The sequence below is a fragment of the Salinicola sp. JS01 genome, assembly GCF_030284585.1.
In the GTDB taxonomy this organism is placed as follows: domain Bacteria; phylum Pseudomonadota; class Gammaproteobacteria; order Pseudomonadales; family Halomonadaceae; genus Salinicola.
The window spans coordinates 44,540-70,992 of sequence record NZ_CP127244.1 but is presented as its reverse complement, the minus strand read 5'-3'; the positions used below and the strand labels follow the sequence as shown (position 1 = coordinate 70,992).

The 26,453-nt window shown below is 67.9% G+C and carries 23 protein-coding genes and 1 tRNA gene; 18 read left to right on the top strand and 6 right to left on the bottom strand.

Annotated features, from left to right (window positions below; all coding sequences use genetic code 11):
• Positions 1-23 precede the first annotated feature (23 nt).
• The 6 genes from ispB to QO259_RS00365 all read left to right on the top strand — a co-directional run bounded on the left by ispB (position 24) and on the right by QO259_RS00365 (position 4,691).
• Entirely contained in the window at positions 24-998 is a 975-nt protein-coding gene (gene ispB / locus QO259_RS00390; RefSeq protein ID WP_285951370.1) for an octaprenyl diphosphate synthase, read from the top strand.
• 193 nt (positions 999-1,191) lie between these two features.
• Positions 1,192-1,268 (top strand) — tRNA-Pro (locus QO259_RS00385).
• Between the two features lie 170 nt (positions 1,269-1,438).
• A complete protein-coding gene (locus QO259_RS00380; RefSeq protein WP_285951369.1) occupies positions 1,439-1,777 on the top strand; it encodes a hypothetical protein in 339 nt (112 codons plus the stop codon).
• Positions 1,778-1,919: 142 nt separating this feature from the next.
• Positions 1,920-2,810, top strand: coding sequence for a cytochrome b/b6 domain-containing protein (locus QO259_RS00375; RefSeq protein ID WP_285951368.1), 891 nt, complete (start codon positions 1,920-1,922; stop codon positions 2,808-2,810).
• Entirely contained in the window at positions 2,797-3,579 is a 783-nt protein-coding gene (locus tag QO259_RS00370) for a molybdopterin-binding protein (RefSeq protein WP_207037180.1), read from the top strand. The genes QO259_RS00375 and QO259_RS00370 overlap by 14 nt, the downstream gene beginning before the upstream one ends.
• A gap of 323 nt (positions 3,580-3,902) precedes the next feature.
• Positions 3,903-4,691, top strand: coding sequence for a hypothetical protein (locus tag QO259_RS00365; protein WP_285951367.1), 789 nt, complete (start codon positions 3,903-3,905; stop codon positions 4,689-4,691).
• Between the two features lie 123 nt (positions 4,692-4,814).
• On the opposite strand, the gene QO259_RS00360 is transcribed toward QO259_RS00365, so the two are convergent.
• The gene (locus QO259_RS00360; protein ID WP_285951366.1) at positions 4,815-5,045 is read right to left on the bottom strand and encodes a hypothetical protein; all 231 of its coding nucleotides are present in this window, start codon (positions 5,043-5,045) and stop codon (positions 4,815-4,817) included.
• A 180-nt stretch (positions 5,046-5,225) separates the two neighbouring features.
• Between QO259_RS00360 and rapA the strand changes: the two genes are divergently transcribed.
• A complete protein-coding gene (gene rapA, locus QO259_RS00355; protein WP_285951365.1) occupies positions 5,226-8,171 on the top strand; it encodes an RNA polymerase-associated protein RapA in 2,946 nt (981 codons plus the stop codon).
• Between the two features lie 92 nt (positions 8,172-8,263).
• Here rapA and QO259_RS00350 read toward each other — a convergent pair whose 3' ends face one another.
• A complete protein-coding gene (locus QO259_RS00350; RefSeq protein ID WP_285951364.1) occupies positions 8,264-9,169 on the bottom strand; it encodes a TIGR01777 family oxidoreductase in 906 nt (301 codons plus the stop codon).
• Positions 9,170-9,750: 581 nt separating this feature from the next.
• Here QO259_RS00350 and QO259_RS00345 point away from each other — a divergent pair.
• The 8 genes from QO259_RS00345 to QO259_RS00310 all read left to right on the top strand — a co-directional run bounded on the left by QO259_RS00345 (position 9,751) and on the right by QO259_RS00310 (position 17,462).
• A complete protein-coding gene (locus QO259_RS00345; protein ID WP_035470421.1) occupies positions 9,751-10,668 on the top strand; it encodes a MerR family transcriptional regulator in 918 nt (305 codons plus the stop codon).
• A gap of 51 nt (positions 10,669-10,719) precedes the next feature.
• Positions 10,720-12,135, top strand: coding sequence for a deoxyribodipyrimidine photo-lyase (gene phrB / locus QO259_RS00340; protein ID WP_285951363.1), 1,416 nt, complete (start codon positions 10,720-10,722; stop codon positions 12,133-12,135).
• Positions 12,136-12,196: 61 nt separating this feature from the next.
• The gene (locus tag QO259_RS00335) at positions 12,197-12,640 is read left to right on the top strand and encodes a nuclear transport factor 2 family protein (RefSeq protein WP_285951362.1); all 444 of its coding nucleotides are present in this window, start codon (positions 12,197-12,199) and stop codon (positions 12,638-12,640) included.
• Positions 12,641-12,709: 69 nt separating this feature from the next.
• Entirely contained in the window at positions 12,710-13,501 is a 792-nt protein-coding gene (locus QO259_RS00330) for an SDR family NAD(P)-dependent oxidoreductase (RefSeq protein ID WP_285951361.1), read from the top strand.
• Entirely contained in the window at positions 13,498-14,847 is a 1,350-nt protein-coding gene (locus QO259_RS00325) for an NAD(P)/FAD-dependent oxidoreductase (RefSeq protein WP_285951360.1), read from the top strand. Before QO259_RS00330 ends, QO259_RS00325 begins: the two co-directional genes overlap by 4 nt.
• A complete protein-coding gene (locus tag QO259_RS00320) occupies positions 14,847-15,668 on the top strand; it encodes a DUF1365 domain-containing protein (protein WP_285951359.1) in 822 nt (273 codons plus the stop codon). Before QO259_RS00325 ends, QO259_RS00320 begins: the two co-directional genes overlap by 1 nt.
• Positions 15,665-16,945, top strand: a complete 1,281-nt coding sequence (locus QO259_RS00315; protein WP_285951358.1) for an SAM-dependent methyltransferase — start codon at positions 15,665-15,667, stop codon at positions 16,943-16,945. Before QO259_RS00320 ends, QO259_RS00315 begins: the two co-directional genes overlap by 4 nt.
• Before the next feature lie 22 nt (positions 16,946-16,967).
• Entirely contained in the window at positions 16,968-17,462 is a 495-nt protein-coding gene (locus QO259_RS00310; RefSeq protein WP_207037169.1) for a DUF2878 domain-containing protein, read from the top strand.
• Here QO259_RS00310 and QO259_RS00305 read toward each other — a convergent pair.
• Positions 17,453-19,285 (bottom strand): putative bifunctional diguanylate cyclase/phosphodiesterase, encoded by a 1,833-nt coding sequence (locus tag QO259_RS00305; protein WP_285951357.1) that lies wholly within the window; start codon positions 19,283-19,285, stop codon positions 17,453-17,455. The two genes, QO259_RS00310 and QO259_RS00305, sit on opposite strands and share 10 nt — an antisense overlap.
• Before the next feature lie 266 nt (positions 19,286-19,551).
• On the opposite strand from QO259_RS00305, the gene fabA reads away from it, so the two are divergent.
• Both fabA and fabB read left to right on the top strand, forming a co-directional pair.
• Positions 19,552-20,067: a 3-hydroxyacyl-[acyl-carrier-protein] dehydratase FabA gene (fabA, locus tag QO259_RS00300; RefSeq protein ID WP_035470411.1), complete on the top strand. Its 516-nt coding sequence runs from the start codon at positions 19,552-19,554 to the stop codon at positions 20,065-20,067.
• A gap of 13 nt (positions 20,068-20,080) precedes the next feature.
• Positions 20,081-21,298, top strand: coding sequence for a beta-ketoacyl-ACP synthase I (fabB, locus tag QO259_RS00295; RefSeq protein ID WP_035470410.1), 1,218 nt, complete (start codon positions 20,081-20,083; stop codon positions 21,296-21,298).
• A gap of 194 nt (positions 21,299-21,492) precedes the next feature.
• Here fabB and QO259_RS00290 read toward each other — a convergent pair whose 3' ends face one another.
• Both QO259_RS00290 and QO259_RS00285 read right to left on the bottom strand, forming a co-directional pair.
• Positions 21,493-22,251 carry a lysophospholipid acyltransferase family protein gene (locus tag QO259_RS00290; RefSeq protein WP_207037167.1) on the bottom strand — a complete coding sequence of 253 codons (759 nt, stop codon included), beginning with the start codon at positions 22,249-22,251 and terminating at the stop codon, positions 21,493-21,495.
• Entirely contained in the window at positions 22,248-23,126 is an 879-nt protein-coding gene (locus QO259_RS00285; RefSeq protein ID WP_233076903.1) for a sugar nucleotide-binding protein, read from the bottom strand. Before QO259_RS00285 ends, QO259_RS00290 begins: the two co-directional genes overlap by 4 nt.
• 191 nt (positions 23,127-23,317) lie before the next feature.
• Here QO259_RS00285 and QO259_RS00280 point away from each other — a divergent pair, with 191 nt between their 5' ends.
• Positions 23,318-24,190: an SMP-30/gluconolactonase/LRE family protein gene (locus QO259_RS00280; RefSeq protein ID WP_285951356.1), complete on the top strand. Its 873-nt coding sequence runs from the start codon at positions 23,318-23,320 to the stop codon at positions 24,188-24,190.
• Between the two features lie 19 nt (positions 24,191-24,209).
• Here QO259_RS00280 and QO259_RS00275 read toward each other — a convergent pair whose 3' ends face one another.
• Complete coding sequence (locus QO259_RS00275) at positions 24,210-26,261, bottom strand: OPT family oligopeptide transporter (protein ID WP_285951355.1); 2,052 nt, start codon at positions 26,259-26,261, stop codon at positions 24,210-24,212.
• Between the last annotated feature and the right edge of the window lie 192 nt (positions 26,262-26,453).

Sequence of the window (26,453 nt, the reverse complement as noted above, 5' to 3'; positions counted from 1 at the left end):
AATCCCCCTGTGACAAGCCGATCATGCAATCCAACGCTGCATCCATTCATGCGGCGGTGGCTGAGGACTTCGCCGCCGTCAACCGCACGATCCTCAGCCAGCTGGCGTCGCGCATCCCACTGGTCGAAACCATCGGCCAGTACATCATCGAGAGCGGTGGCAAACGCCTGCGCCCGCTGCTGGTGCTGCTCGCGGCACGCGCCCTCGACTACCGCGGCGACCGCCACATCACCCTGGCCACGCTGATCGAGTTCATGCACACCTCGACCCTGCTGCATGACGACGTCGTCGATGAGTCGAGCCGGCGGCGCGGCAAAGCCACCGCCAACGAGACCTGGGGCAACGCGCCTTCGGTGCTGGTCGGCGACTTCCTCTATTCGCGCTCGTTCCAGATGATGGTGGAAGTCGGTTCGATGCGCATCATGCAGGTGCTCTCCGGGGCGACCTGCGTGATCGCCGAGGGCGAAGTCCAGCAGCTCACCAATATCGGCAATGCCGATATCGAGGAGTCGGACTACTTCGATACCATTCAGGGCAAGACCGCCATGCTGTTCGAGGCGGCCTCCCACAGCGGCGCGATCCTGGCCGAGGCGGACCCCGACGCCGAGCGCGCGCTCAAGCTCTACGGCCGCTATCTCGGGCTGGCTTTTCAACTGATCGACGATCTGCTCGACTACCAGGGTGATGCCGAGACCATGGGCAAGAACGTCGGCGACGACCTCGCCGAGGGCAAGCCGACGCTGCCGCTGATCCACGCCATGCGCCAGGGCACCCCGGCACAGGCGGCACTGATTCGTCAGGCGATCACCGATGGCGGCCTCGAGCGGCTCGACGAGGTGTTGGCGATCGTGCGCGAGACCGGCGCGCTCGAATACACCCAGCGCCGTGCCGAAGAGATGGCCGCCAAGGCCCGCGACCAGCTCGCGCTGCTCGCGCCCAGCCCCTACCGCGAGAGCATGGAGACGCTGACCCGCATCGCCGTCGAACGCCAGGTGTGACGCGCCCGCTTCGAGGGAGCGTGACCCGCCGCTGCGGCGGACGTTGGCACCCGTTCGAGGCGCCCCGAGGGGCGCAGGAAGCGCTAGCGGTGAACGCCGCGGTCTTCCAAGAGAGAGTTGCAAAAGAAGGGGTTGCGCGCGCCTCAGGGATGCGTATAATTCAGCTCCGTCGAGTTTGGCTCGGCGCAAAAGTCGGAGTGTAGCTCAGCTTGGTAGAGCGCTGCCTTCGGGAGGCAGAGGTCGTAGGTTCGAATCCTGTCACTCCGACCATCGTATTGAAAAATGCCCGCTTCGGCCTCGCCGAAGCGGGCATTTTGCTTGTCGGGCTGCTGCCGGGCAGGCAAAAGGCCAATGGGCAGGGCTTTCAGGTAACGCTACAGTGACAGAGCGCCGCGCGCTCATCTCGCGCTGCCCGCCCCGCCTTCGCCAGGAGACCCGCCATGCCACGTTATACCTGTCTCGCTGCGCTCGGTTTCGGTCTGCTGCTGCTGGCCGGCGGCGCCCGCGCCAACGATCCCCCCGCACCGCCCCCGTGGTCGAATCAAGAGGTCGCCAACGCCCAGGGACAGTGTCGTGCCAACCTCACCGCCACCGGCATCGAAGGCCCCAAGGTGGCGCGCTACTGCGAGTGCGTGACCACCGCACTGCAGGCGCGCTTCAGCGCCGCCGAAGTGCGCCGCATGAAACGCGCCCATGATCCCGGCGCCGATGGCGACAACCGCCCGCCGGCCTTGGCCAAGACGCTGGAGCAGTGCTCACCGGTGCTCGAGTCCCCCTGAGCCCCCACTGCACGCCGCGGTCGTGCACTCAACCACCACGGGCAGAACGCGCATCCTGTGCCATGCTGAGGAGAATCGCCCCAGCCCAAGGCATGAGCCAGGGCCAGCACGCCCCAAGGCGAGCCTTCGAAGGAGATCGCGCATGCCCAATACGCTCTCGCCCCCGGCTTCGGCAACCCGCGGCCGCCGGCGCCATCCGTTACCGGTCAGGCTCTGGCACTGGGTCAATCTAGGGTGCCTGGTGGTGATGTTGATGAGCGGCCTGCAGATCTTCAACGCCCATCCCGCGCTCTACTGGGGCAGCGCTTCCGACTTCGACGATCCCTGGCTGGAGCTCTACGCCATCCGCGCCCCGGACGGTGACATTCGCGGCCAGACCGCCCTCGGCCCCTGGGTCTTCGATACCACCGGGGTACTCGGCTATTCCGCGGCCAACGGCCAGGAACAGGTGCGCGGCTTCCCCGCCTGGAGCACCCTGCCCAGCTATCAGTACCTCAGCATGGGCCGGCTGTGGCACTTCTTCTTCGCCTGGCTGTTCGCAGGCGCGGGGGCGCTGTTCGTGCTCTACGCCCTGCTCAGCGGCCATCTGCGACGAGATCTGTGGCTCTCCGGCGCCCAGTGGCGCGGGCTGGGCCGCGACCTGCTGGACCACCTGCGCTTGCGCTTCCACGGCCCCCGCGGCGGCTACAACGGTCTGCAGAAGCTCAGCTACCTGGGCGTACTGCTGGTGGCGCTGCCGCTGATGATCGTCACCGGCCTGTGCATGTCACCCACCTTCAACGCCGCCGCGCCCTGGCTATTGGAGCTGTTCGGCGGGCGCCAGAGCGCACGCTCGATCCACTTCATCGTCGCCGCCGCGCTGGTGCTGTTCTTCCTGGTGCATATCGCCATGGTGCTGCTGAGTGGCCCGTGGCGTCAGCTCAAGGGGATGCTCACCGGCGGGCCGCGGGTCACCGAGAAGCCCGCTGCGACGACCACCACGTCCACCACGCCATCCAGCCACAGCGGGAGAGACCAGCATGACGCGTCGTGATTCCGGCCGCCGCGACGCCTCGCGGCGGCGCTTCCTCCAGCGCTCGGCGCTGGGTGCCGCCGCGCTCGGTCTTACCGGCTGCGATCGTCTGTCGCAGAGCGAGCAGGTCGCCGACACCCTGAATCTGGCCCAGCGCCTCAACCTGCGCGTGCAGCGCTTCCTCGCCGGCGAGCGCGGGCTGGCGCCGGAGTACCCGGCATCGATGATCGACCCGGTGTTCCGCCCCAACGGCTCCACCGACCCGCAGGCAGCGCGCTACCGGGAGCTGGCGGCCAACGGCTTCGCCGACTGGCGGCTGACCCTGGATGGCCTGGTGGAGACACCGCTGTCACTGTCGCTCGACGAGATCCGTGCGCTTCCGGCGCGCACCCAGATCACGCGCCACGACTGCGTCGAGGGCTGGAGCGCGATCGGCCAGTGGACGGGGCCGGTGCTCGGGGACCTGCTGGCACGCGCCGGGGTCAAGCCACAGGCGCGCTACGTGGTGTTCCACTGCATGGATCAGTTGAATGGCAAGGACTTCTACTACGAGAGCCTCGACCTGGTGGAGGCGCGCCACCCGCAGACGATTCTTGCCCACTCGCTCAACGGCGCCCCGCTACCCACCGCCAACGGCGCGCCACTGCGCCTGCGCGCCGAGCGCCAGCTGGGTTACAAGATGGCCAAGTATCTCTCGGGCATCACGCTGGTCACCGACTTCGACGACCTCGGCGGCGGCAAGGGCGGCTACTGGGAGGACCGCGGCTACACCTGGTACGCCGGTATCTGAACCCGGGCGATGAAGCGCGCCGCCCGGCAATGCGCGGGCGCGCCAGCGGTCGCCGACTTGACAATCCGGCGCCATGAGCTGCACTCAGAGGGTGTTTACCAATTAGGCGAGCGAAGGCAAGACAAGGCGAAATCGGCCGAAGAAGCGGAGTTTACACGGGGTAAATGAGCATTTTGAGGTCGATTTCAACGCCGTATTGTCGAGCGCAGACATTTTGTAAACATCCTCTCAGATCCACGCCGTGACGCATCGATACACACCATGACACATCGATACTGGCCATGGCGCGAGCACACTCAACCTCGATACGGAAGGATTCGTTCATGGCTATCCCCCGCTCCACCCTCACTGCCCTGCGTCGCACCCTCGCCGGGCTGGCACTCGGCTGTGTCGCCGCCACCGCCCTGGCGGCCCAGAACGGTGATGCGTCCCAGCATCTGCGCGGTACCATCACCGAGGTCGGCGATCACGCCTTCAGCGTCGAGTCGCACCCGGACGGCAAGGTCCATAAGGTCACCTTCGACGACGCCACACGCCTCGCCGCGGTCGACCGCAGCAGCCTCGATCAGATCGAAGAGGGCACCTTCATCGGCACCGCCAACGTGCCCGGCGCCGACGGCAAGCCGTCACAGGCGCTGGAGGTGGTGGTCTTTCCCGACTCGATGCGTGGCACCGGCGAGGGCGACTACCCCTGGGATACTCCGCGCGGGGCCATGTCGGAGAGCTCGGCCGACGCCAAGGCGGGCAGTGAAAAACTGGGCGGCGCCAGCAGCGGCTCGACCATGACCAATGGCACCGTCTCCAGCACCAGCGGCCAAGCGATGGGCGCCGGCGAGAAGCTCGGCGGCGCCGCCAGCGGCTCGACCATGACCAACGGCACGGTCGACAGCTCCCAGGCCCAGGATGGCACCCTGACTCTGACGGTGGACTACGGCAACGGTAGCAAGCAGATCCAGGTACCCAGCGACGTGCCGGTGGTCAAGGTGCGCAAAGGGCAGATGGACGATCTGAAAAACGGCGCGGCGGTGTTCGTCGCCGGTGACATGAACCAGGACCCGATCCCGGCCAAGGTGGTGATCGTGGGTATCGATGGCACCGTGCCGCCGATGTGAGGCGCTAGCGCCGGCCCAGTATCGGACGACGACGGGTGCGCGAGCGCTCGCCGTCGTTCTCTATCGGGCGCACGCCCGGAAAGCGCGCTTCCGTAATACGACATCAAACGACATCAAGCGCCCTCAGACGTCGTCGCGGGCGGCATCGCGCCGGCGCCGCTCGCGGTTGCGCCGATAGCGCCGCGCTAGCGCCAGCCAACCGGCGGCCAGCAGCATCAGCACCAGGGTCAGCCCCTGCCACGGGCGCGCCGCATCGCCGAGCCAGGTCTCGAGGGCGATGATCGCGACGAAGCCTACCGCCTGTGAGGCGATCGCCATGCGTCGCAGACCGTCGCGCTGTATCGTCGTCGCCATCCTGCCTCCCGCTGCCTCTGAATCGATCATCGCGCCCGTGTCACCTGACCGCGGACGACTGCCGCACGCCGCGGCAGTGTAGCATCGCCACCCGTCGAGATGCGCAGCGCTTAAGACTGCCTCGCCTTTACGCTAGAATGCGTCGCCCACTCCCCCCGCAGCTGAGCATACCGAGGCATCATGAGCGACTTCACCCCCGGCCAGCGCTGGATCAGCGACGGCGAAACCGAGCTGGGACTAGGTACCATTCTCAGCGTCGACGCCCGCAGCGTGACCGTGCTCTTCACCGCCAGCCAGGAGACGCGCACCTACAGCGCGCGCCAGGCGCCGCTGACCCGGGTCATCTTCGCCGCGGGGGATCGCATCGTCGATGCCGAGGGCCATACCCTCACGGTCGACGACGTCGAGATCGACGCCGGCTGTATCGTCTACCACGGCCACGACGAGCAGGGCGCCCCGGCGACCCTGCCCGAGGCGCGCCTCTCCGACAGCATGCGCTTTCATCAGGCCCAGGATCGCCTGCTCACCGGCCAGGTCGACCGCAACGACTGGTTCGAGCTGCGCTACCGCTCGCTGCACCACCATCAGCGCCTCTCGCGCAGCCCGGCGCTGGGTCTGGCCGGCCCGCGCATCGACCTGATCGCGCACCAGCTCTACATCGCCGACGAGGTCTCCCGGCGCCACGCCCCGCGCGTGCTGCTGGCCGACGAGGTGGGCCTGGGCAAGACCATCGAGGCCGGCCTGATCCTGCACCGGCTGCTGCTCACCGGGCGCGCCAGCCGTGCTCTGATCCTGGTGCCGCCGAGCCTCACCCACCAGTGGCTGATCGAGCTGCTGCGCCGCTTCTCGATCTCGGTGACCCTGCTCGACGAGGCGCAGAGCGAGGCGTGGGGCGACGACAACCCGTTCGACAGCGGTCAGTGCATTCTCGCCAGCCAGGCGTGGCTGTTCGCCAATCCGCAGCGCCAGCGCCAGGCCGAGGAGAGCCAGTGGGACCTGATGATCGTCGACGAGGCGCACCACCTGGACTGGACACCCCAGGCCGAGGGCCCGGGCTACGCCTGCGTGGCGCGCCTCGCCGCGCGTATTCCGGGGCTGCTGCTGCTCACCGCGACACCGGAGCAGATGGGCCTGGAGAGCCACTTCGCACGACTGCGCCTGCTCGATCCGGACCGCTACCAGGATCTCGAGCGCTTCAGCGCCGAAGAGGCCGGCTACGCCGCGGTGGCTGACGCCATCGACGCCCTCGAGCGGCTGCCGGGCGAGGCGGCGGCGCGGGACGCGGTCAGCGCGGTTATCGGTGCGGGCGACGGCGACAGCCAGGCGCTGCTCGCCACCCTCGCCGATGCCGAAAGCGACGACACCCAGCGCGCCAGCGCCCGCCGCCAGCTGCGCGAGCAGTTGCTCGACCGCCACGGCACCGGGCGGGTGATGTTCCGCAACAGCCGGCGCCATGTCGGCGGCTTCCCCGAGCGCCACCTGCACAGCGCCGAGCTCGATATGCCGGCAGCCTATCAGGCCCAGCTCGACGAGCTCGTCGCCGGCAACGACCATGTCGCCGCGCAGCTGAACGCCGCCGAACTCGGCCAGCGGGAGGCGCGCCTCTACCCCGAGGCGGCCTACCGCGCCGTGCAGGAGGCCGCACACCAGGCCGACACGCCGTGGTGGCAACAGGACCCCAGGGTCACCTGGCTGCTCGGCCTGCTGGAATCACTCGGCCGCCAGACCAAGGTGCTGCTGATCGTCCACTACCGCCAGAGCGCCATCGATCTGGCCGAGGCGCTGCGCGTGCGTGCCGGCATTCAGGCGCCGGTATTCCACGAGGAGATGAGCCTGGTCGAGCGCGACCGCGCCGCCGCCGCCTTCGCTGACGATGAGGCCGGCTGCCAGCTGCTGATCTGCTCGGAGATCGGCTCCGAGGGGCGCAACTTCCAGTTCTGTCACCATCTGGTGATGTTCGACCTGCCGTGGCACCCCGATCTGCTCGAGCAGCGTATCGGACGCCTCGACCGTATCGGCCAGCTTCACCCCATCGATATCCACGTGCCGGTGATCGCCCACAGCCCCACCGCCACCCTGCTGCGCTGGTATCGCGAAGGGCTCGACGCCTTCACCGCGCCGCACGCCGCCGGCGGCGACGTGCTCGACGCCTTCGGCGAAGCGCTGCGCGAGAGCCTCGACGACGAGAGCGGCGTTGGCACCCTGATCGAAGAGACCCGCACCTTCAACGCCGACCGCCTGGCCCAGCGCGAGGCCGGGCGCAACCGCCTGCTGGAGTGGAATGCCTGCCGCCCCGAGCGCGCCGAGTCGGTGATCGCCGCCGTACTCGAGCAGGACAACGATCCCGCGCTGCCGCGCTATGTCGATCAGGCGCTGGATATCTTCGGCGTCGACAGCCGTGAACTGGGCAACGCCCTGACCCATCTGGCCCCCGGCTCGCACATGCTCGACAGCCTGCCCGGGCTCACCCAGGGCGACGAGGGCTTCACCGTCACCTACTCGCGCACCCAGGCGCTGGCGCGGGACGACGTTCAACGCCTCTCCTGGGAGCATCCGCTGGTCACCGCGATGCTCGAGCGCGTGCTCGACTCGAGCCTTGGCAATACCGCCCTGGCGCTGCTCAAGCATCCCAGCATTCCCGGTGGCCGGCTGATGCTGGAGCTGGTCTACCGCACCCACTGCCCCGCGCCCAAGCAGCTTCAATTGGGCCGCTTCCTGCCCGACACCGGCATTCGCGTGCTGCTCGACGAGAGCGGCGCCAACCTCTCGGACAAGGTCAGCTTCAGCGGCCTGTCGCGCAATCTACAGCGGGTCAAGAAAGGGGTCGCGCGGGAGCTTTTGAAGTCGCGCCACGAACAGCTGCGCGCGCTGCTGAAGAGCGGCGAGCAGGAGGCACTGCGCGAGCTGCCGACGCTGATCGAACGCGCCCAGACCGAGATGCGCGCGACTCTCGATGGCGAGCTGGCCCGGCTCAAGGCGCTGGCCCGGCGCAGCGGTGCGATCCGTGCCGACGAGCAGGCCGCCCTGAGCCAGGAGCGCGCGGATCTGGATGCGGCGATCGAAAGTGCCGCCCTGCGTCTCGACGCGGTGCGGGTCATCGTGACCGTGGACAACGAGCAGCGCTAGCCACTGCCTGAAAGGTACTGCGCTGGCCAGCTCTTCAGTAGCACCTGGTCAGCAGCACCTGGGCCGCGGCGCGAGCCTCACGCCGCTAGACCTCAGCGCGGCAGAATCGCCGCCAGCGCAGTGTCGAGCGTGGGATAGGTAAAGCGGAACCCCGCCGCTTCGAGCCGCGCCGGGCGCATGCAGGCGCCGGTCAGCAGCAGCCGCGACATCTCCCCCAGCCCCAGTTTGAGCAGCGTGGCCGGCACCCGGAAGGGGGTCGGCCGCTTGAGCTGGTGGCCCAGCGCGCGGGTGAATTCGGCATTGGTCACCGGCGTCGGCGCCGAGGCGTTGAACGGCCCCGCGAGCGATGGTTCGGCGAGCAGGAACTCGATCGCCGCAACCAGATCCTCACGATGAATCCACGGCATATACTGGCGGCCATCACCCAGACGGCCGCCGAGCCCCAGCTTGAACACCGGCAGCAGTCGCGCCAGGGTGCCGCCATCCGCATCGAGCACCAGCCCGATGCGCACGCAGGCGACCCGGGTGCCGACCTCGGTGGCCTTGTTGGCCTCGCGCTCCCACTCTTCGCACAGCCGATGGGCGAATTCATCGTGCGGCGGCGTCGACTCGGTGACGTCGCGCTCGCCCTGATCGCCGTAGAACCCCATTGCCGACCCCGAGACCAGCACCTCGGGGGCGTCGCCGCTCTGCGCCAGCTGCTCGCACAGCTCCACGATCTCGCGGGTGATATGCCGGCGCGACTCGATCAGTCGCGTCTTCTGGGAGTCGCTCCAGCGCTTGTCGGCGATCGGCTCGCCGGCCAGATTGACGATGCCTTGAGGGCGCTGGTCGGCGAACGCCGCCACCGAGTCGCCCACCGCGACGGCTGCAGGCAGCTTTCGCCGCGCACGTTGTGGCTGGCGCGAGACCACCATGACCCGGTGGCCGCCCGCCAGGGCGCGCTCGACCAGACGCTGGCCGACGAAACCGGTACCGCCGGTAATCAGAAGTCGCATGGCTCTGACCTCAGTTATACGAATGTTGTACAATGCACCCAGCATAGCAGCGCCAGCGACGCGCTGCGTCATCCAGCAAATGCCTCGGCACCGATCCAGTTGGGGCGACAGCGCTCCGCGCCGGGTGGCTTTGCGAACATCGCCCCCAATGAATAGCTTGCCCCATGAACACCGCCTTGCCCACACCGGTCGACCGTCGCCGTATCACCGCAGCGCCGGATATCCGCGCGCGCCGACGGGTGCACAACGCTTTCGTATTACATTAAAATTGTACAAATCGCTTGAAGCGTACAATGTATTCACCCATGCTTGAGCCATGGACATCAATGCCGTCTCGCCGGAGCCGATGAACTCGAGAGATCACGTCCCTCGCCTCACCAAGAGGGAAAGACGAGAGACCATGACCGATTCGTCGGCAAACCCAGGTGACGTCGCCGGAGCAGCAGGGCAGAATTGGTAAACCGTGTTTAAGCAATCAATTAGCGTAAGTGGACCCGAAGCTCCGTGGTGACGACCTGCAGTATCGATAAGCGTTCGATTCGACGAGATGGCGCACGCAGAGACCTCGCAGGAGGACTTGCATGAGTTACAAGGCTATGGAATCCAACGCCGCGCCGCTCTACCCCATTCGCGAAGTGTCGCGCCTCACTGGCGTCAACTCCGTGACGCTGCGCGCCTGGGAGCGTCGCTACGGCTTGATTCGGCCCCAGCGCACGCCCAAGGGCCACCGCCTTTATGCCCGCGACGACATCGAGCGCGTCGAGCGTATTCTGCAGTGGCTCAACCGCGGCGTCCCCGTCAGTCAGGTGCGCGAGCTTCTCGACCAGCCCGAAACGGTCGAGACCCCGGCACCGCAGATGGGTGACTGGTCGAGCCAGCGCCAGCACGTGATCCACGCGGTCGACGCCCTCGATATGGCGCGCCTTGAGACACTGTTCAATCAGAGCCTGGCGCTCTACCCGGTGGGGCTGTGTATCGCCGAACTGTGGCAACCCACCATCCAGCAGCTGGAAGAGCGCTGGGGAGACCAGTTCGGTGCCACCCTGCAGCGGCGCCTGCTCGAGACCTTTCTGCGCACGCGCATCGGTACCCGTCTCTACCATGCCAACCAGACCAACAGCGGCGGTGAGCTGCTGATCGCACGGCTGCCCGACGATACCAGCGGCTTCTGGGCCATGCTGATGGCCCTGGCGGCCTCGGCGGCGGGTTACCGCATTCAATTGATCGACGGCGAGGTGGCGCTGAGCGAACTGCCGATGGCAGTCGACCGTCTCGGTATCAAGGCGGTGCTGCTCGCCAGCGGCCAGGCCGAGCGCAGCGACCTGGTGCGCCGCCAGCTGCCGCGACTGGCCGAACAGAGCGACGTGCCAGTATGTCTGGTAGGGCCGGTGGCGCGCATTCGCGTCAGCGACTTCGAGAACACCGAGGTCGCGGTGCTGGGCGAAGACACCACCCAGGCACTCAGCCGACTGCGCTCGATCGTCGACAACGAAGACTGAGCGCGGTCTCTCCGGCGACCGCTCCCTCGAGATGGCCACAAGGAAGTGCCCATGTCCGATCTGCAGCTGGTGTGGTTCCGTAACGATCTGCGCACCCTGGACAACACCGCGCTGAGCGCCGCCGCCCAGCGCGGCCCGGTGATCGGTGTGTTTCTCGCCAGCCGTGATCAGTGGCGCCGCCACCAGCACGGCGCCAACAAGATCGAATTCATCCATCGCGGTGTGCGCGCCCTGAGCGACGCCCTGGATGCGCTCAATATCCCGCTGCTATACCGTGATATCGGCGACTTCTCCCAGGCGCCCAAGGTGCTCGAAGAGATCGTGCGTGAACACGATATTGCCACCCTGCACTTCAATCGCGAATACCCCCTAGACGAGCGCCAGCGCGACGCTGCCGTGAGCGAGCGCTTACATCAGGCCGGTATCGTGGTCCACGACTACACCGACCATATCGCCTTCGAGCCGGGTGAGCTGCTGACCGGCCAGGGCGACTACTACAAGGTGTTCACGCCGTTCGCCAAGGCCTGGCATCAACGGGTCACCGCCGAACAGCTGGCCCTGCGCGAGACCCCAACGCGCCAGCGCGCGCTCTCGCTGACCCGCAACGCCATCCCGGCACTCCCCGAGGCGGACCGCTCCGCCGTGGTCGATGCGCATACCTGGGTCGCCGGGCAGGACGCCGCGGCGGACAAGCTGGAGCGATTTCTCGACGCGCGTGCTCGCCGCTACGCCACCGACCGCGACTTTCCCGCCCTCGCCGGCACCAGTGAGCTCTCGGCCTACCTCGCCACCGGCATGATCTCGCATCGCCAGTGCCTGCAGGCAGTGATGGCCAACAATGGCGGCCATCTGGCCGACGGCGACGCCGGTCTCAAGAGCTGGACAAGCGAACTGATCTGGCGCGAGTTCTACCAGCACGTGGCGGTGGGCTTCCCCTACATCTGCCTGCATCAGCCGTTCCAGACCCATACCGCCAAGCTCAAGTGGCGCCACAGCGACGCCGACTTCGAGGCATGGTGCGAGGGCAGGACCGGTTTCCCGCTGGTCGACGCTGCGATGCGTCAGCTAGTGGCCACCGGCTGGATGCACAACCGTCTGCGCATGCTCACGGCGATGTTCCTGAGCAAGCATCTGCTGCTCGACTGGCGCCGCGGCGAGGCGTTCTTCATGGCGCACTTGGTCGACGGCGACTTCGCCTCCAACAACGGCGGCTGGCAGTGGGCGGCCTCCACCGGCACCGACGCCGCGCCCTATTTCCGCATCTTCAACCCGATCACCCAGTCCCAGCGTTTCGATCCGGAGGGCGAGTTCATCGCCCACTGGGTGCCGGAGCTGGCCGAGTTGCCGGTCAAGTCGCGCCACCAGCCCAGCGCCAACGAGCGCCGCGATACCGGCTATCCCCAGGCCATCGTCGATCACAAGCGTGCCCGCCAGCGCGCCCTGGACGCGTTCAAGGAGCTCGACTGAGCGCCCTTCGGCGGCACCCGGCGCGCCTGTGGCCGGCGCGGCCACCCACCGGGAGCGTGCCATGACCGCAACACCTGCTGGCGCCAGCGCCGAAGCGATCGCTCACTTTCGCAGCCTGTTCCAACCGCTGACTCAGGAGAGCCTGACGGCACTCGCCGAGTGCTACAGCGACGACGTGGACTTCACCGACCCTCTGCATCACCACGTCGGGCGGCGCGCAGTCATGGCCTACTACCGCGAACTGATGGCCGAGGTCAGCCACTGTCACTTCGACTTTCACCAGCAGCACGTGCTGGACCAGCGCTGCTTTCTCGAGTGGACGATGCACTATGCGCATCCAAGCGTGCGCGGCGGACGTACCTTGAGCGTGGCCGGGTGTTCACACCTCACCTGGCGCGATCAGCGGGTCTGCCGCCACCGTGACTACTACGACGTCGGCGAGATGCTCTACGAGCAGCTGCCGCTGATCGGCTGGGTCGTGCGCCGGATCAAGCAGCGCCTCTAGACTCGCGGGTACGAGGCGAGAGCGTCGCACCGGTGCCACATCGACGATTGAAGAGAGCAGGGAGAGACCATGGCCAGCCTACCCGGAACCCAACGCATCTGGTTGACCGGCGCCACCTCCGGTATCGGCGAGGCGCTGGCCAAGCGCCTGCTCGCCGACGGCCACCGGGTGGCGCTCACCGCGCGCCGTAAAGAGGCGCTCCAGGCGCTGGCCGAGGGTTATCCCAATGCCCTGGTGGTGCCCGCCGATCTCACCGACCGCGCCGCGACCCGGCGCGCCGGTGCGGCGATCGAGGAGGCCTTCGGTGGGCTCGACATCGCCCTGCTCAACGCCGGCACCTGCGAGTATGTCGATGTGCGCGAGTTCGACGTCGAGCTGGTCGAGCGCGTCTTCACCACCAACTTCCAGGGCACCCTCTACGCCATCGACGCCGCACTGCCGCTGCTGCGGCGTGCCGAGGGGCGCACCCAGGCGCCGCTGCTCGCCGCGGTCTCCAGCGCTTCCGCCTATCTGCCGCTGCCGCGCGCCGAGGCCTATGGCGCCTCCAAGGCGGCGATCTCGCACTTCCTGGAGTCGCTGCGTCTCGATCTGGCGGCGGAACGCATCGACGTCAGCGTGATCCACCCGGGCTTCGTCGAGACGCCGCTGACCGCGCGCAACGACTTCTCGATGCCGATGCAGATCAGCGCCGAACGCGCCGCCGAGTACATCGTCGAGGGGTTGGCCAAGCGGCGCCTAGACATTCACTTCCCGCGCCGCTTCACCTATCTGGTCAAGGCGCTGGGTGTGCTGCCGCCGGCCCTGCGGCGCCGTTTCGGCCTGCGTATCGCCGGCCGCGAGCGTGACGGAGGCGAAGCATGAGCGAGCTGGATACCCCTCTCACGTCGCCTGGCCCGGCGGGGCAGCGTATCGCCGTGATCGGTGGTGGAATCGCCGGCATGGCCGCGGCCCACTATCTATCGCGGCGCCACCAGGTGACGCTCTACGAAGCCGGTGAGCGCCTGGGCGGCCACACCGCCACCGTCGACGTCGAGCACGCCGGGCGCGAATACGCCATCGACACCGGGTTCATCGTCTTCAACGATCGCACCTACCCCCACTTCCAGGCTCTGCTGGCCTCGCTCGGCGTGGCCGCCCAGCCCACCGAGATGAGCTTTTCGGTGCACGAGAGCGGGCGCGACTTCGAATACAACGGTCACACCCTGGCCACCCTGTTCGCCCAGCGGCGCAACCTGCTGCGCCCGCGCTTTCATCGCATGCTGGCGGACATTCTGCGCTTCAATCGGCGTGCTATCCGCGATTTCGAGCAGGACCGCCTGCCCCCCGAGCTGAGCCTGGACGAGTACCTCGAGACCGGCGGCTACGGCGAGGACTTCCGCCGCCGCTATCTGCTGCCCATGGGCGGGGCGATCTGGTCCGCCAGCGAGGCCGGCATGCGCGCCTTTCCCGCGCGCTTCTTCATTCGCTTCTTTCATCACCACGGCCTGCTGTCGGTCAACGACCGCCCGCAGTGGTACACAGTCAGCGGCGGCTCGCGGCGCTATATCGAACCGCTGGTCGCGCCCTACCGCGAGCGGGTCCATCTGCGAAGCCCGGTGACCGCGCTGCACCGCGATGCCGACGGCGTGACGCTGACCAGTCCCCATGGCGAGGCGCGCTTCGATCAGGTGGTACTCGCCTGCCACAGCGATCAAGCGCTGGCGATGCTGGGCGAGACGGCCACCGCCGCCGAACGCGAGATCCTCGGTGCCATCGGCTACGCCAGCAACCGCGTGGTGCTGCATACCGACACCCGTCTGCTGCCACGCCGGCGCCGCGCCTGGGCGAGCTGGAACTACCGCCTCGACGGGCGCGATGCCGAGGCCTGCGTGCCGGTGACCTACAACATGAACATCCTCCAGCGGCTGGAGAGCGACACCACCTTCTGCGTCACCCTCAACGACGAGGCGCGGATCGATCCGGCGCAGATCCTGGCGCGCTTCGACTACGCTCACCCGCAGTTCACCCTGACCGCCCAGCACGCCCAGACACGCTTCGCCGAGATCTCCCAGACGGCGCGCCGGACCCACTTCTGCGGCGCCTACTGGCGTAACGGCTTCCACGAGGATGGGGTGTGGAGCGCCTGGCGTGTGGCCCAGGCGATCGACGGTGCCGCCGCCGCACCGACGCCGCGCGCCGCCCGTCCTGCTGGCAGTGAGGTGGCTTGATGGCGTCCGCCCCGCGCCGCTGGCACAGCCGGCTCGCCACCGGGCAGCTGCGCCACCGCCGTTTCGTCCCCACCCAGCACCGTTTCGACTACCGGGTGTGGATGCTGTGGCTCGATCTCGACGAACTGCCGGCACTGCTGGCCCGTACTCCCGGCTTCGGTACCCGACGCTACGCCCCGGCACGCTTTCGCCGCGAGGACTACCTGGCGCCGCACGCACTGCCGCTGGCGGCGGCCGTGCGCCAGCGGCTACGCGAAGAACTGGGCGAAGAACTGGGCAAAGAGATGGGCGAAGAGATGGGCGAAGAGCTGGATGAGATCACGGACGGCCCGATTCGCATGCTGACCCAGCTGCGTCTGTTCGGGGTGCTGTTCAATCCGCTGACGCTCTATTACGTCTACGATCGCCACGAGCGCCTGCGTGCGGTGCTCGGCGAGGTCACCAACACGCCCTGGGGCGAGCGTCAGGTCTACGCCTGCCGGGTCGACGATACACGCCACCTGTGCCAGGCGCAGTTCGCCAAGCGCCTGCACGTATCGCCGTTCAACCCGATGGCGATGACCTATCGCTGGCGCTTCAACCGCCCCGATGAGCGCCTGCTGATGCACATGGAGACCTGGGCCGAAGAGGCCCGGCATTTCGACGCCACCCTGACCCTGAGCCTGGCACCGGCGACCCGCCGCGCACTGGTCGGCGAGCTGCTGCGCCATCCGCTGATGACGCTGAAGACCATCGCCGCGATCCACTGGCAGGCGCTCAGGCTGTGGCTCAAGCGTACCCCCATCCACGATCACCCAGGACGAGAGCAGAATTCACCATGACCACCGCCCCCTCCTCGACCGTCGACCGGCGCCGCGACGCGCCGCGTCTGTCGCGCTGGCTGCGGCCGCGCATCCTGAAGGCGCTGGACGCGCTCGACGGCGGCGTGATCACGCTCCACGAAGGCGGCCAGCGACACCGCCTGGGGCGCGGTGATCCCGCCGCGGCCGACACCCTGACGCTCTGCGTGCGCGTGCACAGCGCCGCAGTGTGGCGACGTTTCGCCCTCGGTGGCACCGTCGGCGTGGCCGAGTCCTACATGGACGGCGAGTGGGAGGTCGACGACCTGGTGGGGCTGGTGCGCCTGTTCGCGCGCAATGTCGAACGCGTCAACGCCGGCATGGAGAACGGCACCGCACGTTTCAGCCGCTGGGCGCTGGCCGCGCTCTACGCCCTGCAGCGCAACACCAGTACGCGCGCGCGGCGGCATATCGCCGCGCATTACGATCTCGGCAACGAGCTGTTCGCGACTTTCCTCGACCGCGACCACTGGATGTACTCCAGCGCCGTCTTTCCGCATCCGGCGGCGACTCTGGAGGAGGCCTCGACCCACAAGCTCGACCTCATTCTCGACAAGCTCGCGGTCGAACCCCACCACCACCTGCTCGAGATCGGCACCGGCTGGGGCGGCCTGGCGATCCATGCCGCGCGCACCCGCGGCTGCCGGGTGACCACCACCACCATCTCCGAGGCCCAGTACGCCTACACCGCCGAGCGCGTGCGCGAGGCCGGGCTGGAGGGACAGATCACCCTGCTGCGCGAGGATTACCGCGCACTCACCGGGCGCTACGACCGCCTGGTCTCGGTGGAGATGGTCGAGGCGGTGGGGCATCAGTATCTCGATACCTATCTCGGCTGCGTCGACCGTCTGCTCACCGACGATGGCCTGGCCCTGCTGCAGTGCATCACCATCCGCGATCAGCGCTTCGAAGCGGCCAAGCGCGAGATGGACTTCATCAAGCGCTACATCTTCCCCGGCGGCTTTCTGCCCTCGCATACCGCCATCCTCAGCGCGCTGAGCCGCCACACTCAGCTCAACCTGCTAGACCTGGACGAGATCGGCCTGCACTACGCCCGCACCCTGCGCGAGTGGCGCCAGCGCTTCGAGGCAAGCCTCGAACGGGTGCGCGAACTGGGCTACGACGAACGCTTCATCCGCATGTGGCGCTACTACCTGTGCTACTGCGAGGGCGGCTTCGTCGAGCGCGCCATCGGCACCTGCCACCTGCTGCTGGCCAAGCCCGGCGCACGCCGGGCGCCACTCAGCGGGCAGCCGTGAGTCGCCCGTCGGTAGCACGGCCATGAGCCAGCGCCGCCCACTCGCTCTGGTGCTCAACGCGCTGGCCTTTCAGGTCGGCTGGTTCGTCTGCGTGCTGGGCGGCTCGCTGCCGGCACTGCTCGCCCTGGGTCTGATTGTGAGCGCCCACTGGCGCTGGCTGGCGCGCCCCGGCGAATGGCGCTGGTGGCTGGGCTTTGCGCTACTCGGGGTAGTGGTGGACGGCAGCCTGGTGGCCCTGGGCGGCATCCGCCTGACCACGGGCTGGCCACTGTGGCTATGGGCGCTGTGGCCGCTGTTCGCCACCACGCTGCACCACTGTCTGGCGTGGCTGTGGCCGCATCGCTGGCTGGCGCTCGTGTGCGGTGCCGTGGGCGGGCCACTGAGCTATCTCTCTGGGGCAGCGCTGGCCGGAGCAGAGATCGCCACCTGGGCACTGATCGTGGAAGCGTTGGTGTGGGCGGGGCTGTGCGTCGCGGTCAGCTGGCGGTTGGGCGGTACAGGCCCGGCTCAGGCGTAGGTCGCACTGGCCGGCTTCAAGCGCTGGGCTACAGCACCGGCTGGCTGCGGGCGGGCATAGAGGAAGCCCTGGACGTGACGGCAGCCACGCGCCATCAGGAAGCTGCGCTGGGCCTCGGTCTCCACGCCCTCGGCGATCACGTCGAGGTTGAGCCCCTGGGCCATCGCCAGCACCGCCGAGGTGATCGCCGCATCGGCGTGGTCATGCGGCAGCGCGCGGATGAACTCGCGGTCGAGCTTGAGCTTGTCGATCGGTAGCCGCTTGAGATAGGCCATCGAGGAGTAGCCGGTGCCGAAATCGTCGATCGCGATCTGCAGCCCTTCGCGCCGCAGCGCTTCGAGCCGCGGCGAGATATCACCGGCGCGCTCGTCGAGCAGCACCGACTCGGTGAGCTCGAGACCGAGATAACTCGGCGCCACCCGATACTGACTCAAGGTCGAGATCAGGCGCGACTCGAGATCGCCCTGGATCAGCTGCAGCGCGGAGATGTTGACCCACACCGGCACCACCGTCAGCCCCTGGTCGCGCCAGTTGGCGAGCTGCGCCACCGCCTGGTCGATGACCCAGGCCCCCAGCGCCGGCATCAACCCATGACGCTCCGCCAGCGGAATGAAGTCGCCGGGGGGAATCATGCCCTCCTGGGGATGATGCCAGCGCAGCAGCGCTTCCATGCCGATCAGCTCACCATCGTCGAGACGATGCTGGGTCTGGTAATAGACCTCCAACTGTTCGTTCTGCGCCAGCGCCTGACGCAGCTCGTTGATGATCGCCAGTTGGCGGTCACCCTCGACCTCGAGCGACGGGCGAAAGCGGCGATCGTGGTTGCGGCCATGGCGCTTGGCGCTATAGAGCGCCGATTCCAGTCGCTGGAACAGCACCCCCGCCTCCTTGCCATCCTCCGGCGCGCGGCAGCTGCCGATGGTCAACCCCAGGCGCAGGGTGTTGTCGTCGATCTCGAACGGCTCGCTGAGGTGGTGGCGCAACCCCGCCACCCACTTTTCATGATCGTCGAAGGTGGTGGTCCGGATCACCATGAACTCGTCACCGCCGAGCCGCCCCACGATGCCCCCGGCGACCTGCGCCGCCAGCCGCTGGCCGAAGCGCGCCAGCAGACGATCACCGCTGTCCACGCCGAGGCCGTCGTTGATCGCCTTGAAGCCGTCGATATCGATCAGCGCCAGGTCCAGCCCCTCACCGGCGCGCAGATGACGCAGCCGGGAGGCGAGCAGATCGTGCAGCCGCCGGCGGTTGGGCAGCCCGGTCAGCGGGTCTTCGAAGCCGATCCGGCGCAAATCCTGTTCGCGCGCCTTGTGTCGGCTGATGTCGGTGAACAGACCGACGTAGTGCGACACCCGGCCCTTGCTGTCGTGGCAGGCGCGCACACGCAACCACTCGGGGTACTGGTCGCCGTGCTTGCGCTGGTTCCAGATTTCGCCCTCCCAGCGCCCGGTGGCAGCGAGGGTCTGCCAGTAGCGCTCGTAGAAGGCCTTGTCATGGCGCCCGGAGGAGAGCGCAGAGGGGTCGAGCCCCTCGATCTCGTCGAGGGTATAGCCGGTGATCTGGGTGAAGGCGGGATTGATGGTGATCAGACGATTGGCGGCATTGGTGATCATGATGCCATCCTGGGAGAGTTCGAGCGCCTGCTCGCTGAGCCGGCGGCGCTGATGCTCGAGACGGATCTGGCGCCAGCCATCGGCCAAGCCGATCACGACCAGCGCCAGCGCCGCGAGGCGAAGCATCAGAAAAGGCAACAGGCTGGCAGCGGCCAGCGCCGCGAGTCCCAGCCAGACCAGCGGTCGATTCAGCGAAAAAGAAGGCCACATAGATCTTCGGTTATGGTCGTTATACGAATCGACTCAGGTCGATACTCACCCAATCGCTCCCGCCTCGCATCATGCCCCCTCGGCGCGCGCCAGGGCAAGCGCGGCTAGCGCCCCCCTTCGCGCGGGGCGCCTGGCAGGCCGCAATTGCACGTAAAAGCGCACAAGACTAGCCTTTGGGCCACGTGCATTCGCTGCCCACAGCCATTAGACTGGCCCCGCCTCGCAACCCATGGGGCAAACTCTTTTTCGATTCTCGGAACGATCTAGTGACCAGACAGCACTCTTTCAGCCACGACGATCTGCTGAAATGCAGCCGGGGGGAACTGTTCGGCCCCGGCAACGCCCAGCTCCCCGCCCCCAACATGCTGATGCTCGATCGCATCACGCAGATCAACGAGGATGGCGGCAAGTACCACAAGGGCGAGATCATCGCCGAGTTGGATATCCACCCCGACCTGTGGTTCTTCCAGTGCCATTTCCCCGGTGATCCGGTGATGCCGGGCTGCCTCGGACTCGACGCCATGTGGCAGCTGGTCGGCTTTCACCTCGGCTGGCTGGGCAATCCGGGTCGCGGTCGGGCACTGGGTTGCGGCGAGGTCAAGTTCTCGGGCCAGATCCTGCCCGACGCCGGCAAGGTCTCCTATCACATCGAGATCAAGCGCGTGATCACGCGTCGCCTGGTCCTGGGTATCGCCGACGGCACCCTGGCGGTGGACGGCAAGGACATCTACCAGGCCAAGGATCTGCGCGTCGGCCTTTTCACCAACACTGAGACTTTCTGAGCGGGAGGCTTCCATGAAACGAGTGGTAGTCACCGGACTGGGTATCGTGTCCTGTCTGGGCAATGACGCCCGGCAGGTACTGGATGCTCTGCGCCAGGGACGCTCCGGCATTCGCTACAAGCCGGAATACGCCGAGCTCGGTTTCCGCAGTCAGGTGGCGGGGAGCGTGGAGATCGACATCGACGCGCTCGTCGACCGTAAGCAGCTGCGCTTCATGGGCGACGCCGCGGCCTATGCCTATATCGCCATGCAGCAGGCGATCGACGACTCGGGCCTGGCCGCCGATGCCATCTCGAATCCGCGCACCGGCTTGATCGCCGGCTCCGGCGGCGCCTCCAGCGCCAACCAGGTCGAAGCGGCGGACATCATGCGCCAGAAGGGCCTGCGTCGCGTCGGCCCCTATCGTGTCACCCGGACCATGGGCAGCACCGTCTCGGCATGCCTGGCGACGCCGTTCCAGATCAAGGGGATCAACTACTCGATCTCCTCGGCCTGCGCCACTTCCGCGCACTGCATCGGCAGCGCGGTGGAGCAGATCCAGCTGGGCAAGCAGGACGTGGTCTTCGCCGGTGGCGGCGAGGAGGAGCACTGGACGCTGTCGTGCCTGTTCGACGCCATGGGTGCGCTGAGCACCGGCTACAACGACACGCCGGAAAAAGCCTCGCGCCCCTACGACACCGACCGCGACGGCTTCATCATCGCCGGCGGTGGCGGCATGCTGGTGGTCGAGGAGCTGGAGCACGCCAAGGCCCGCGGCGCCAAGATCTACGCCGAGATCACCGGCTACGGTGCCACCTCCGACGGCCACGACATGGTCGCCCCCTCGGGTGAAGGCGCGGCGCGCTGCATGCGCCAGGCGCTCGCCGGCCTCGACGGCAGCGTCGACTACATCAACACCCACGGCACCTCGACGCCGGTGGGCGATGTCGCCGAGCTCAAGGCGATCCGTGACGTGTTCGGGGACACCACGCCGGCGATGAGTTCGACCAAGTCGCTCACCGGCCACTCGCTGGGTGCCACCGGGGTCCAGGAAGCGATCTACTCGCTGCTGATGATGGAAAACCGCTTCCTGTGCGCCTCGGCCAACATCGACAATCTCGATGAGCAGGCCAGCGGTTTCGATATCGTGCGCCAGCGCCGCGACGACGTCGACATCAAGCGCGTGCTCTCCAACAGCTTCGGCTTCGGCGGCACCAATGCTTGCCTGGTGTTCGACCGCTACGACGGCTGAACCCAAGGCCGCTGTGAGCTCGAACGCAAAAAGGCGCCCCGCGGGGCGCCTTTTTCGTGGCCGGTACTCTCATAACAGGCCTCTCTCATAACAGGCCTCTCTCATGACAGGCCTCTCTCATAGCCGGCCTCTCGCGTAGCCGCGGCTCTGCCCTACCCCATCTGCCGTCAGGCCGGCTGGCGCGGGAGACGCGCTCAGGAGGGTAGCTTGGTGGGCGCCTCCTGCACCCCCTGCGGTGGCCGCGGCACCTCGGAGATCTCGCCCAGCCGCGCTTCGATCCACTGCTCCACATCCGCCAGCACGGCATCCGGTGTGCGCCCTTCGGTGGCGATCGGCTCGCCCACCACCACCCGCAGCTCACCAGGCTGCTTGACCCAGTGACGCCCCCAGCGCTCGCCGGCATTGTGCGCCACCGGCAGCACCGGCACCCCGGCGCGGCAGGCGATCACCGCACCACTCTTGTTGAAACGCCGCCGCTGCCCCGGTGCTACCCGCGTGCCCTCGGGGAAGATCAGCACCGAAAGCCCCTCGTCCAGCCGCTGCTTGCCGTGGGAGAGCACCTGACGCATGGCGGTGGACGGTTTGGAACGATCCAGCGGAATCGGCTTGAGCAGGCGTACGCCCCAGCCGAACAGCGGAATGCTCAGCAGCTCCTTCTTGAGCACCGTGCAGATCGGTGTCTTGAGTAGCTGCAGATAAACCGTCTCCCACTCGCTCTGGTGGTTGGCCAGCACCACGCAGGGCCCCTCGGGCACGCGTTCGCGCCCTTCGATGCGATAGCGCACGCCGCAGGTCAGCGACAGCCAGCGCATGATGAAGCGATTGTGGCAGTTGAACAGGCGAAAGCGGCCACGCAGCGGCAGCATCAGCCCCAGCGGCAGCATCAATAGCCCCGAGACCAGAATCGCCAGAAAATAGCCGGCGTAGAAGAGCAGACTGCGTATCACGTTCATGTCTCGGCCACCGCTTCTTGGCTTCCGTAGTGCTGCTGACACCAGCTATCCAGCATCAGCCCGAGTTCTACCCGCCACGCCTTCTGGTGGATGCCGAACACGTCGAGCAAGCGGCGGCAGTCGAGCACCCGCCGCAGCGGCGTATCGTGGTGCTGATTGAGCGCCTTGAGCTCGCCCAGCGCGGCGGTCTGGCCGACGCCTTCCAGGCGGGTCGCCAGCTGCATCTTGACCACCGAGACGAAGGTATAGCGGCTGATCGGCTCGACCCCGCAGAGGTGATAGGTGCCCCAGGCGCCGGCGCCGCTGTCGAGCTGCAGCAGGATGCCGCACAGCGCCCGCGCCACCGCGCTGACCGAGGTCGGGCAGACGATCAGGTCCTGGGCCGAGCGGATCGTCTCGCCGCCCTGGAGTGCCGCGATCAGCGGGCCGAGCCAGCTATCCTCGCCGTCGAGCCCGAACAGCGGCCCCAGGCGCAGTACCAGGTGGCGCGGATGACGGCGCAGCCGCTCACCGGCGGTGACCAGCCGGCGCAGGGTCTCGTCGCGTGGCGCGGGCATCGCGGTCTCGTCGATCGGGGTGTCGGCGCCATCCTCGAACAGCGTATCCGAGACGCACCAGATCAACGCGATCTGCTGCTGTCGGCACAGATCGATCAGCGCCTCGAGATGATCGCAGTGGGCGTAGACCTCGGCCGGTTCGGCCTGCCCCGGGTCCGACAGCGGCGGCACGATCACCGCCGCCGGCGCCAGCGCGGCGAGCGTGGCCGCATCCGGCAGCCGCTCGAGCGGGGCGAAGGTGATGTCGCTGCGGCTCTCGGCGAGACGCGTCAGCGCCACGCCGAGGCAGTGGCGGGGATGGGCGATCAGGCACTTCACGCTGCCACCTCGATGGCTCGTGACTGGATAACTCGTGACGCGATGACGTGCGCCTCGATGGTGCCCATCTGGATAGCTTCCACGCTGTTCTCTCCTTGATCTGTGTCGGCTCGCCGCGCGGAAATCCGCGGCGCCCCCAGGGTCGACTCGGGCTATGCTGGAGGCCACCGCCCCATCGACAGGAGAACCCCATGTCCCGAGACGCCACCGCACTGTGGGAAGTCAACGCCCAGCTGGGCGAAGGTCCCGTCTGGTCGCCGGCCCACGGCGCGCTGCTGTTCGTCGATATTCTCGGCGCCCGCCTCCACGCCTGGCGCCCGGCGGACGACACCCGGCGCAGCTGGACGCTCGACGAGGCGTGCTGCTGGCTGCTGCCGCGCGATACCGGCGGTTTCGTCGCCGGGCTGCGCTCCGGCGTGGTCGAGCTCGACTTCGATCTCGAGCAGGGGCCGCGCCCGGGCAAGCGGCTGACGCCGATCGAGTGGCTGCCGGAGGGGGATCGCCTCAACGATGCCAAGAGCGATGGCCACGGCAGGCTCTGGTTCGGCTCGATGGACAATGCCGAAGTCCACGCCGGCGGCTATCTCTATCGCCTCGATGGCCGCGGCGTGGTCGAGATGGACCGCGACTACCACATCACCAACGGCCCGGCGATCTCACCCGACGGGGCCACACTCTATCATAACGACAGCGCCCGCCAGACCGTCTTCGCCTTCGATCTGAGCGACTCGGGCGAGCTCTCGCGCAAGCGTGAGCACATTCGTCTCGCCCCCGGCAGCGGCTACCCCGACGGCATGACCTGCGACCGCGAGGGCGGCCTGTGGCTGGCGCTCTGGGATGGCCGGCGCGTGGCCCGCTATCACCCCGACGGCAGCCTCGACCGCGAGGTCGCGCTGCCGGTATCGCGGCCCACCTCCTGCGCCTTCGGCGGCGAGGCGTTCGACCGCTTGTTCGTCACCTCGGCGGCGGTGGGCTGTGCCGACGAGCCGCTCGCCGGAGCGCTATTCGAGATCCCGGTCGAGATCGGCGGTAGCACGCCGACGCCGCTCTCACTGCCGATATGACCCGCCCCGGGCGCCACCCTCAGGCGCCCAGCGGACGCAGCACGCGGCGATAGAAGCCGAGGCAGACCACGACGAAGACCGCCAAACCCAGCCACTGGGCGGTGCCGGCGAACCCGGCACCGACCAGTGCCAGCGGTGCCGGCGAGCCGCTCAGCCCGATCACCCCGGCCAGCAGGACACCGACCAGACTCTCGCCGACGATCAGCCCCGAGGCGAGCAGCACCGCGCGCCGGCGTGGGCGCTCGGCATAGACCGCCAGCTCGACGCCCTTGGCCCGGGCGCGAGCACGCAGGCGCCGTTCGATCAGCCAGCCGAGCACGGCACCGATCACCAGCGGCATGATGATGCTCGGCGGCAGGTAGATGCCGATCCCCACCGCCAGCACCGGCAGCCGTGCGCTGCCGCCGCGCCGGCGCAGCAGCTCGTCGATGCCGATCAGCGCCGCCCCCAGGACCAGGCCGATGCCGAGCATGCCCCACTCGAGATCGTGGTCGAAGACACCGCGCACGATCGCGGTCATCAAGGAGGCCTGCGGCGCCCCCAGCGCCTGGGACGGATCCATGCCAGGCCGCGGCATGGCACCGGCGAAGCCGTAGGCGTGGTAGAGCAGCGAGAGCACCGGCGGGATCACCAGCGCACCGACCACGCAGCCGATGATCAGCGCCACCTGCTGGCGCCACGGCGTGGCCCCGACCAGATAGCCGGTCTTGAGATCCTGCAGATTGTCATTGGCGATCGCCGCCACCGCCAGGATCACCGAGGTGACGAACAGTGCCAGCGCCGTCGGCAGGCGCTGGGCGACCGCCGGATCGAGGCTGGCGAGGGCATCGCTGACGGCGTCGAAGCCCAGCAGCATCAGCGAGACGAGGATCACCGCGACGATACCGATGCCCGAGATCGGGCTGCTCGACGACCCCACCAGGCCCGCCATGTAGCCGCAGGCGGCGGCGATCAGAAAACCGAACACGCCGGCGAACAGCACGCAGCCCAGCGTCAGCGTCCATAGCGGTGCCGCCGCCAGCGTCGGTGCCGCCTGATGCAGAAAGTGCGCGAACACCAGCGTCAACAGCACCAGCAGCACGGCGGTCAGCCCCAGCAGCAGGCCGGCGGGCAGGTCGCGCTCGGTGCGCGGCGGGCGCGCCTGGCTGCCACCATGCATCGCCCCGAAGGAGGCGCGGATGCCCTGGAGCATCGGCTTGAACAGCGTCGCCAGGGTCCACAGCGCGGCGATGCCGATGGTCCCGGCGCCGATGAAGCGCACCTTCTCCGACCATAGCGCCATCCCCGCCGCCGCCAGGCCCTGCCCCGCCGCCGGCGTGATCGCGGTGAGCCAGGGGACGGCCACACCCCAGGCGATCAGTGTCCCGATCAGCATCGCAATGCCGCCGACGATCCCCACCAGATAGCCGGCCCCGACCAGCGCCAGCGAGAAGCCGGTGGCGAGCTGGACGGCACTGCGCCCCACCGCGAACCACACGCTGATGCTCTCCGCCAGCAGCCGCAGGCCGCCGCTGGCAAAGGCAAACGCCGCCGCCACGCCGGCGCCGAGGGCGATCTCGCCGGCCCCCGTCTTCTCGTGCCGAGTGCTATCCGACGCCGCTGCGTCACGCTGGGTCGCCTGGCTGCCGACCTCGAGGATTTCGGCCGCGGCGATTCCCTCGGGATAGGGCAGATCGCTCTGCACCACCATCACCCGGCGCAGCGGGATGGTGTAGAGCACCCCCAGGATGCCGCCGATGGCGCAGATCGCCGAGGTCTGCCAGAACGGAAAGCCCTGCCAGTAGCCGATCATCAACAGACCCGGCAACACGAAGATGATCGCCGAGAGGGTGCCCGCCGCCGAGGCCTGGGTCTGCACCATGTTGTTCTCGAGCTTGTTGGCGCCGGGCAGGCGGCAGAGCACCGCCATCGAGATCACCGCCGCGGGAATCGCCGAGGCGAAGGTGAGGCCCACCTTGAGCCCCAGATAGACGTTGGAGGCGGTGAACAGCAGGGTGATGGCAGCACCCAGCAGGACGCCACGCAGCGTCAGTTCGGGCAGCCTGACGGCGTCGGGTATCCGGTGTGACATGACAAGAGACTCTCGAGCTGGAAGCGGGACCCGCCGGGCCCCAGCCTGGCGGCGACACGGGCATCGGCACCGGGATGATCATTAGAAGGCTATCGAACCCACCATTCTAATCCGCTGCCCGAAAGGCGTCGAGTCACGCCCTCCTGGAAAGACAAGGGTGGCCGCCAGGGACGGCGGCCACAAAAAACCCCG

Bases quoted from the DNA above. Each gene is read 5' to 3' on its own strand.
- QO259_RS00380 (WP_285951369.1), top strand. From the start codon at position 1,439: ATGCCACGTTATACCTGTCTCGCTGCGCTCGGTTTCGGTCTGCTGCTG.
- QO259_RS00330 (WP_285951361.1), top strand. From the start codon at position 12,710: ATGGCCAGCCTACCCGGAACCCAACGCATCTGGTTGACCGGCGCCACC.
- QO259_RS00350 (WP_285951364.1), bottom strand. From the start codon at position 9,169: ATGCGACTTCTGATTACCGGCGGTACCGGTTTCGTCGGCCAGCGTCTG.
- QO259_RS00320 (WP_285951359.1), top strand. From the start codon at position 14,847: ATGGCGTCCGCCCCGCGCCGCTGGCACAGCCGGCTCGCCACCGGGCAG.
- QO259_RS00290 (WP_207037167.1), bottom strand. From the start codon at position 22,251: ATGAACGTGATACGCAGTCTGCTCTTCTACGCCGGCTATTTTCTGGCG.
- phrB (WP_285951363.1), top strand. From the start codon at position 10,720: ATGTCCGATCTGCAGCTGGTGTGGTTCCGTAACGATCTGCGCACCCTG.
- QO259_RS00375 (WP_285951368.1), top strand. From the start codon at position 1,920: ATGCCCAATACGCTCTCGCCCCCGGCTTCGGCAACCCGCGGCCGCCGG.
- fabB (WP_035470410.1), top strand. From the start codon at position 20,081: ATGAAACGAGTGGTAGTCACCGGACTGGGTATCGTGTCCTGTCTGGGC.
- QO259_RS00310 (WP_207037169.1), top strand. From the start codon at position 16,968: ATGAGCCAGCGCCGCCCACTCGCTCTGGTGCTCAACGCGCTGGCCTTT.
- QO259_RS00370 (WP_207037180.1), top strand. From the start codon at position 2,797: ATGACGCGTCGTGATTCCGGCCGCCGCGACGCCTCGCGGCGGCGCTTC.
- QO259_RS00315 (WP_285951358.1), top strand. From the start codon at position 15,665: ATGACCACCGCCCCCTCCTCGACCGTCGACCGGCGCCGCGACGCGCCG.
- ispB (WP_285951370.1), top strand. From the start codon at position 24: ATGCAATCCAACGCTGCATCCATTCATGCGGCGGTGGCTGAGGACTTC.
- QO259_RS00325 (WP_285951360.1), top strand. From the start codon at position 13,498: ATGAGCGAGCTGGATACCCCTCTCACGTCGCCTGGCCCGGCGGGGCAG.
- rapA (WP_285951365.1), top strand. From the start codon at position 5,226: ATGAGCGACTTCACCCCCGGCCAGCGCTGGATCAGCGACGGCGAAACC.
- QO259_RS00305 (WP_285951357.1), bottom strand. From the start codon at position 19,285: ATGTGGCCTTCTTTTTCGCTGAATCGACCGCTGGTCTGGCTGGGACTC.
- QO259_RS00345 (WP_035470421.1), top strand. From the start codon at position 9,751: ATGAGTTACAAGGCTATGGAATCCAACGCCGCGCCGCTCTACCCCATT.
- QO259_RS00335 (WP_285951362.1), top strand. From the start codon at position 12,197: ATGACCGCAACACCTGCTGGCGCCAGCGCCGAAGCGATCGCTCACTTT.
- QO259_RS00275 (WP_285951355.1), bottom strand. From the start codon at position 26,261: ATGTCACACCGGATACCCGACGCCGTCAGGCTGCCCGAACTGACGCTG.
- QO259_RS00280 (WP_285951356.1), top strand. From the start codon at position 23,318: ATGTCCCGAGACGCCACCGCACTGTGGGAAGTCAACGCCCAGCTGGGC.
- QO259_RS00365 (WP_285951367.1), top strand. From the start codon at position 3,903: ATGGCTATCCCCCGCTCCACCCTCACTGCCCTGCGTCGCACCCTCGCC.
- QO259_RS00360 (WP_285951366.1), bottom strand. From the start codon at position 5,045: ATGGCGACGACGATACAGCGCGACGGTCTGCGACGCATGGCGATCGCC.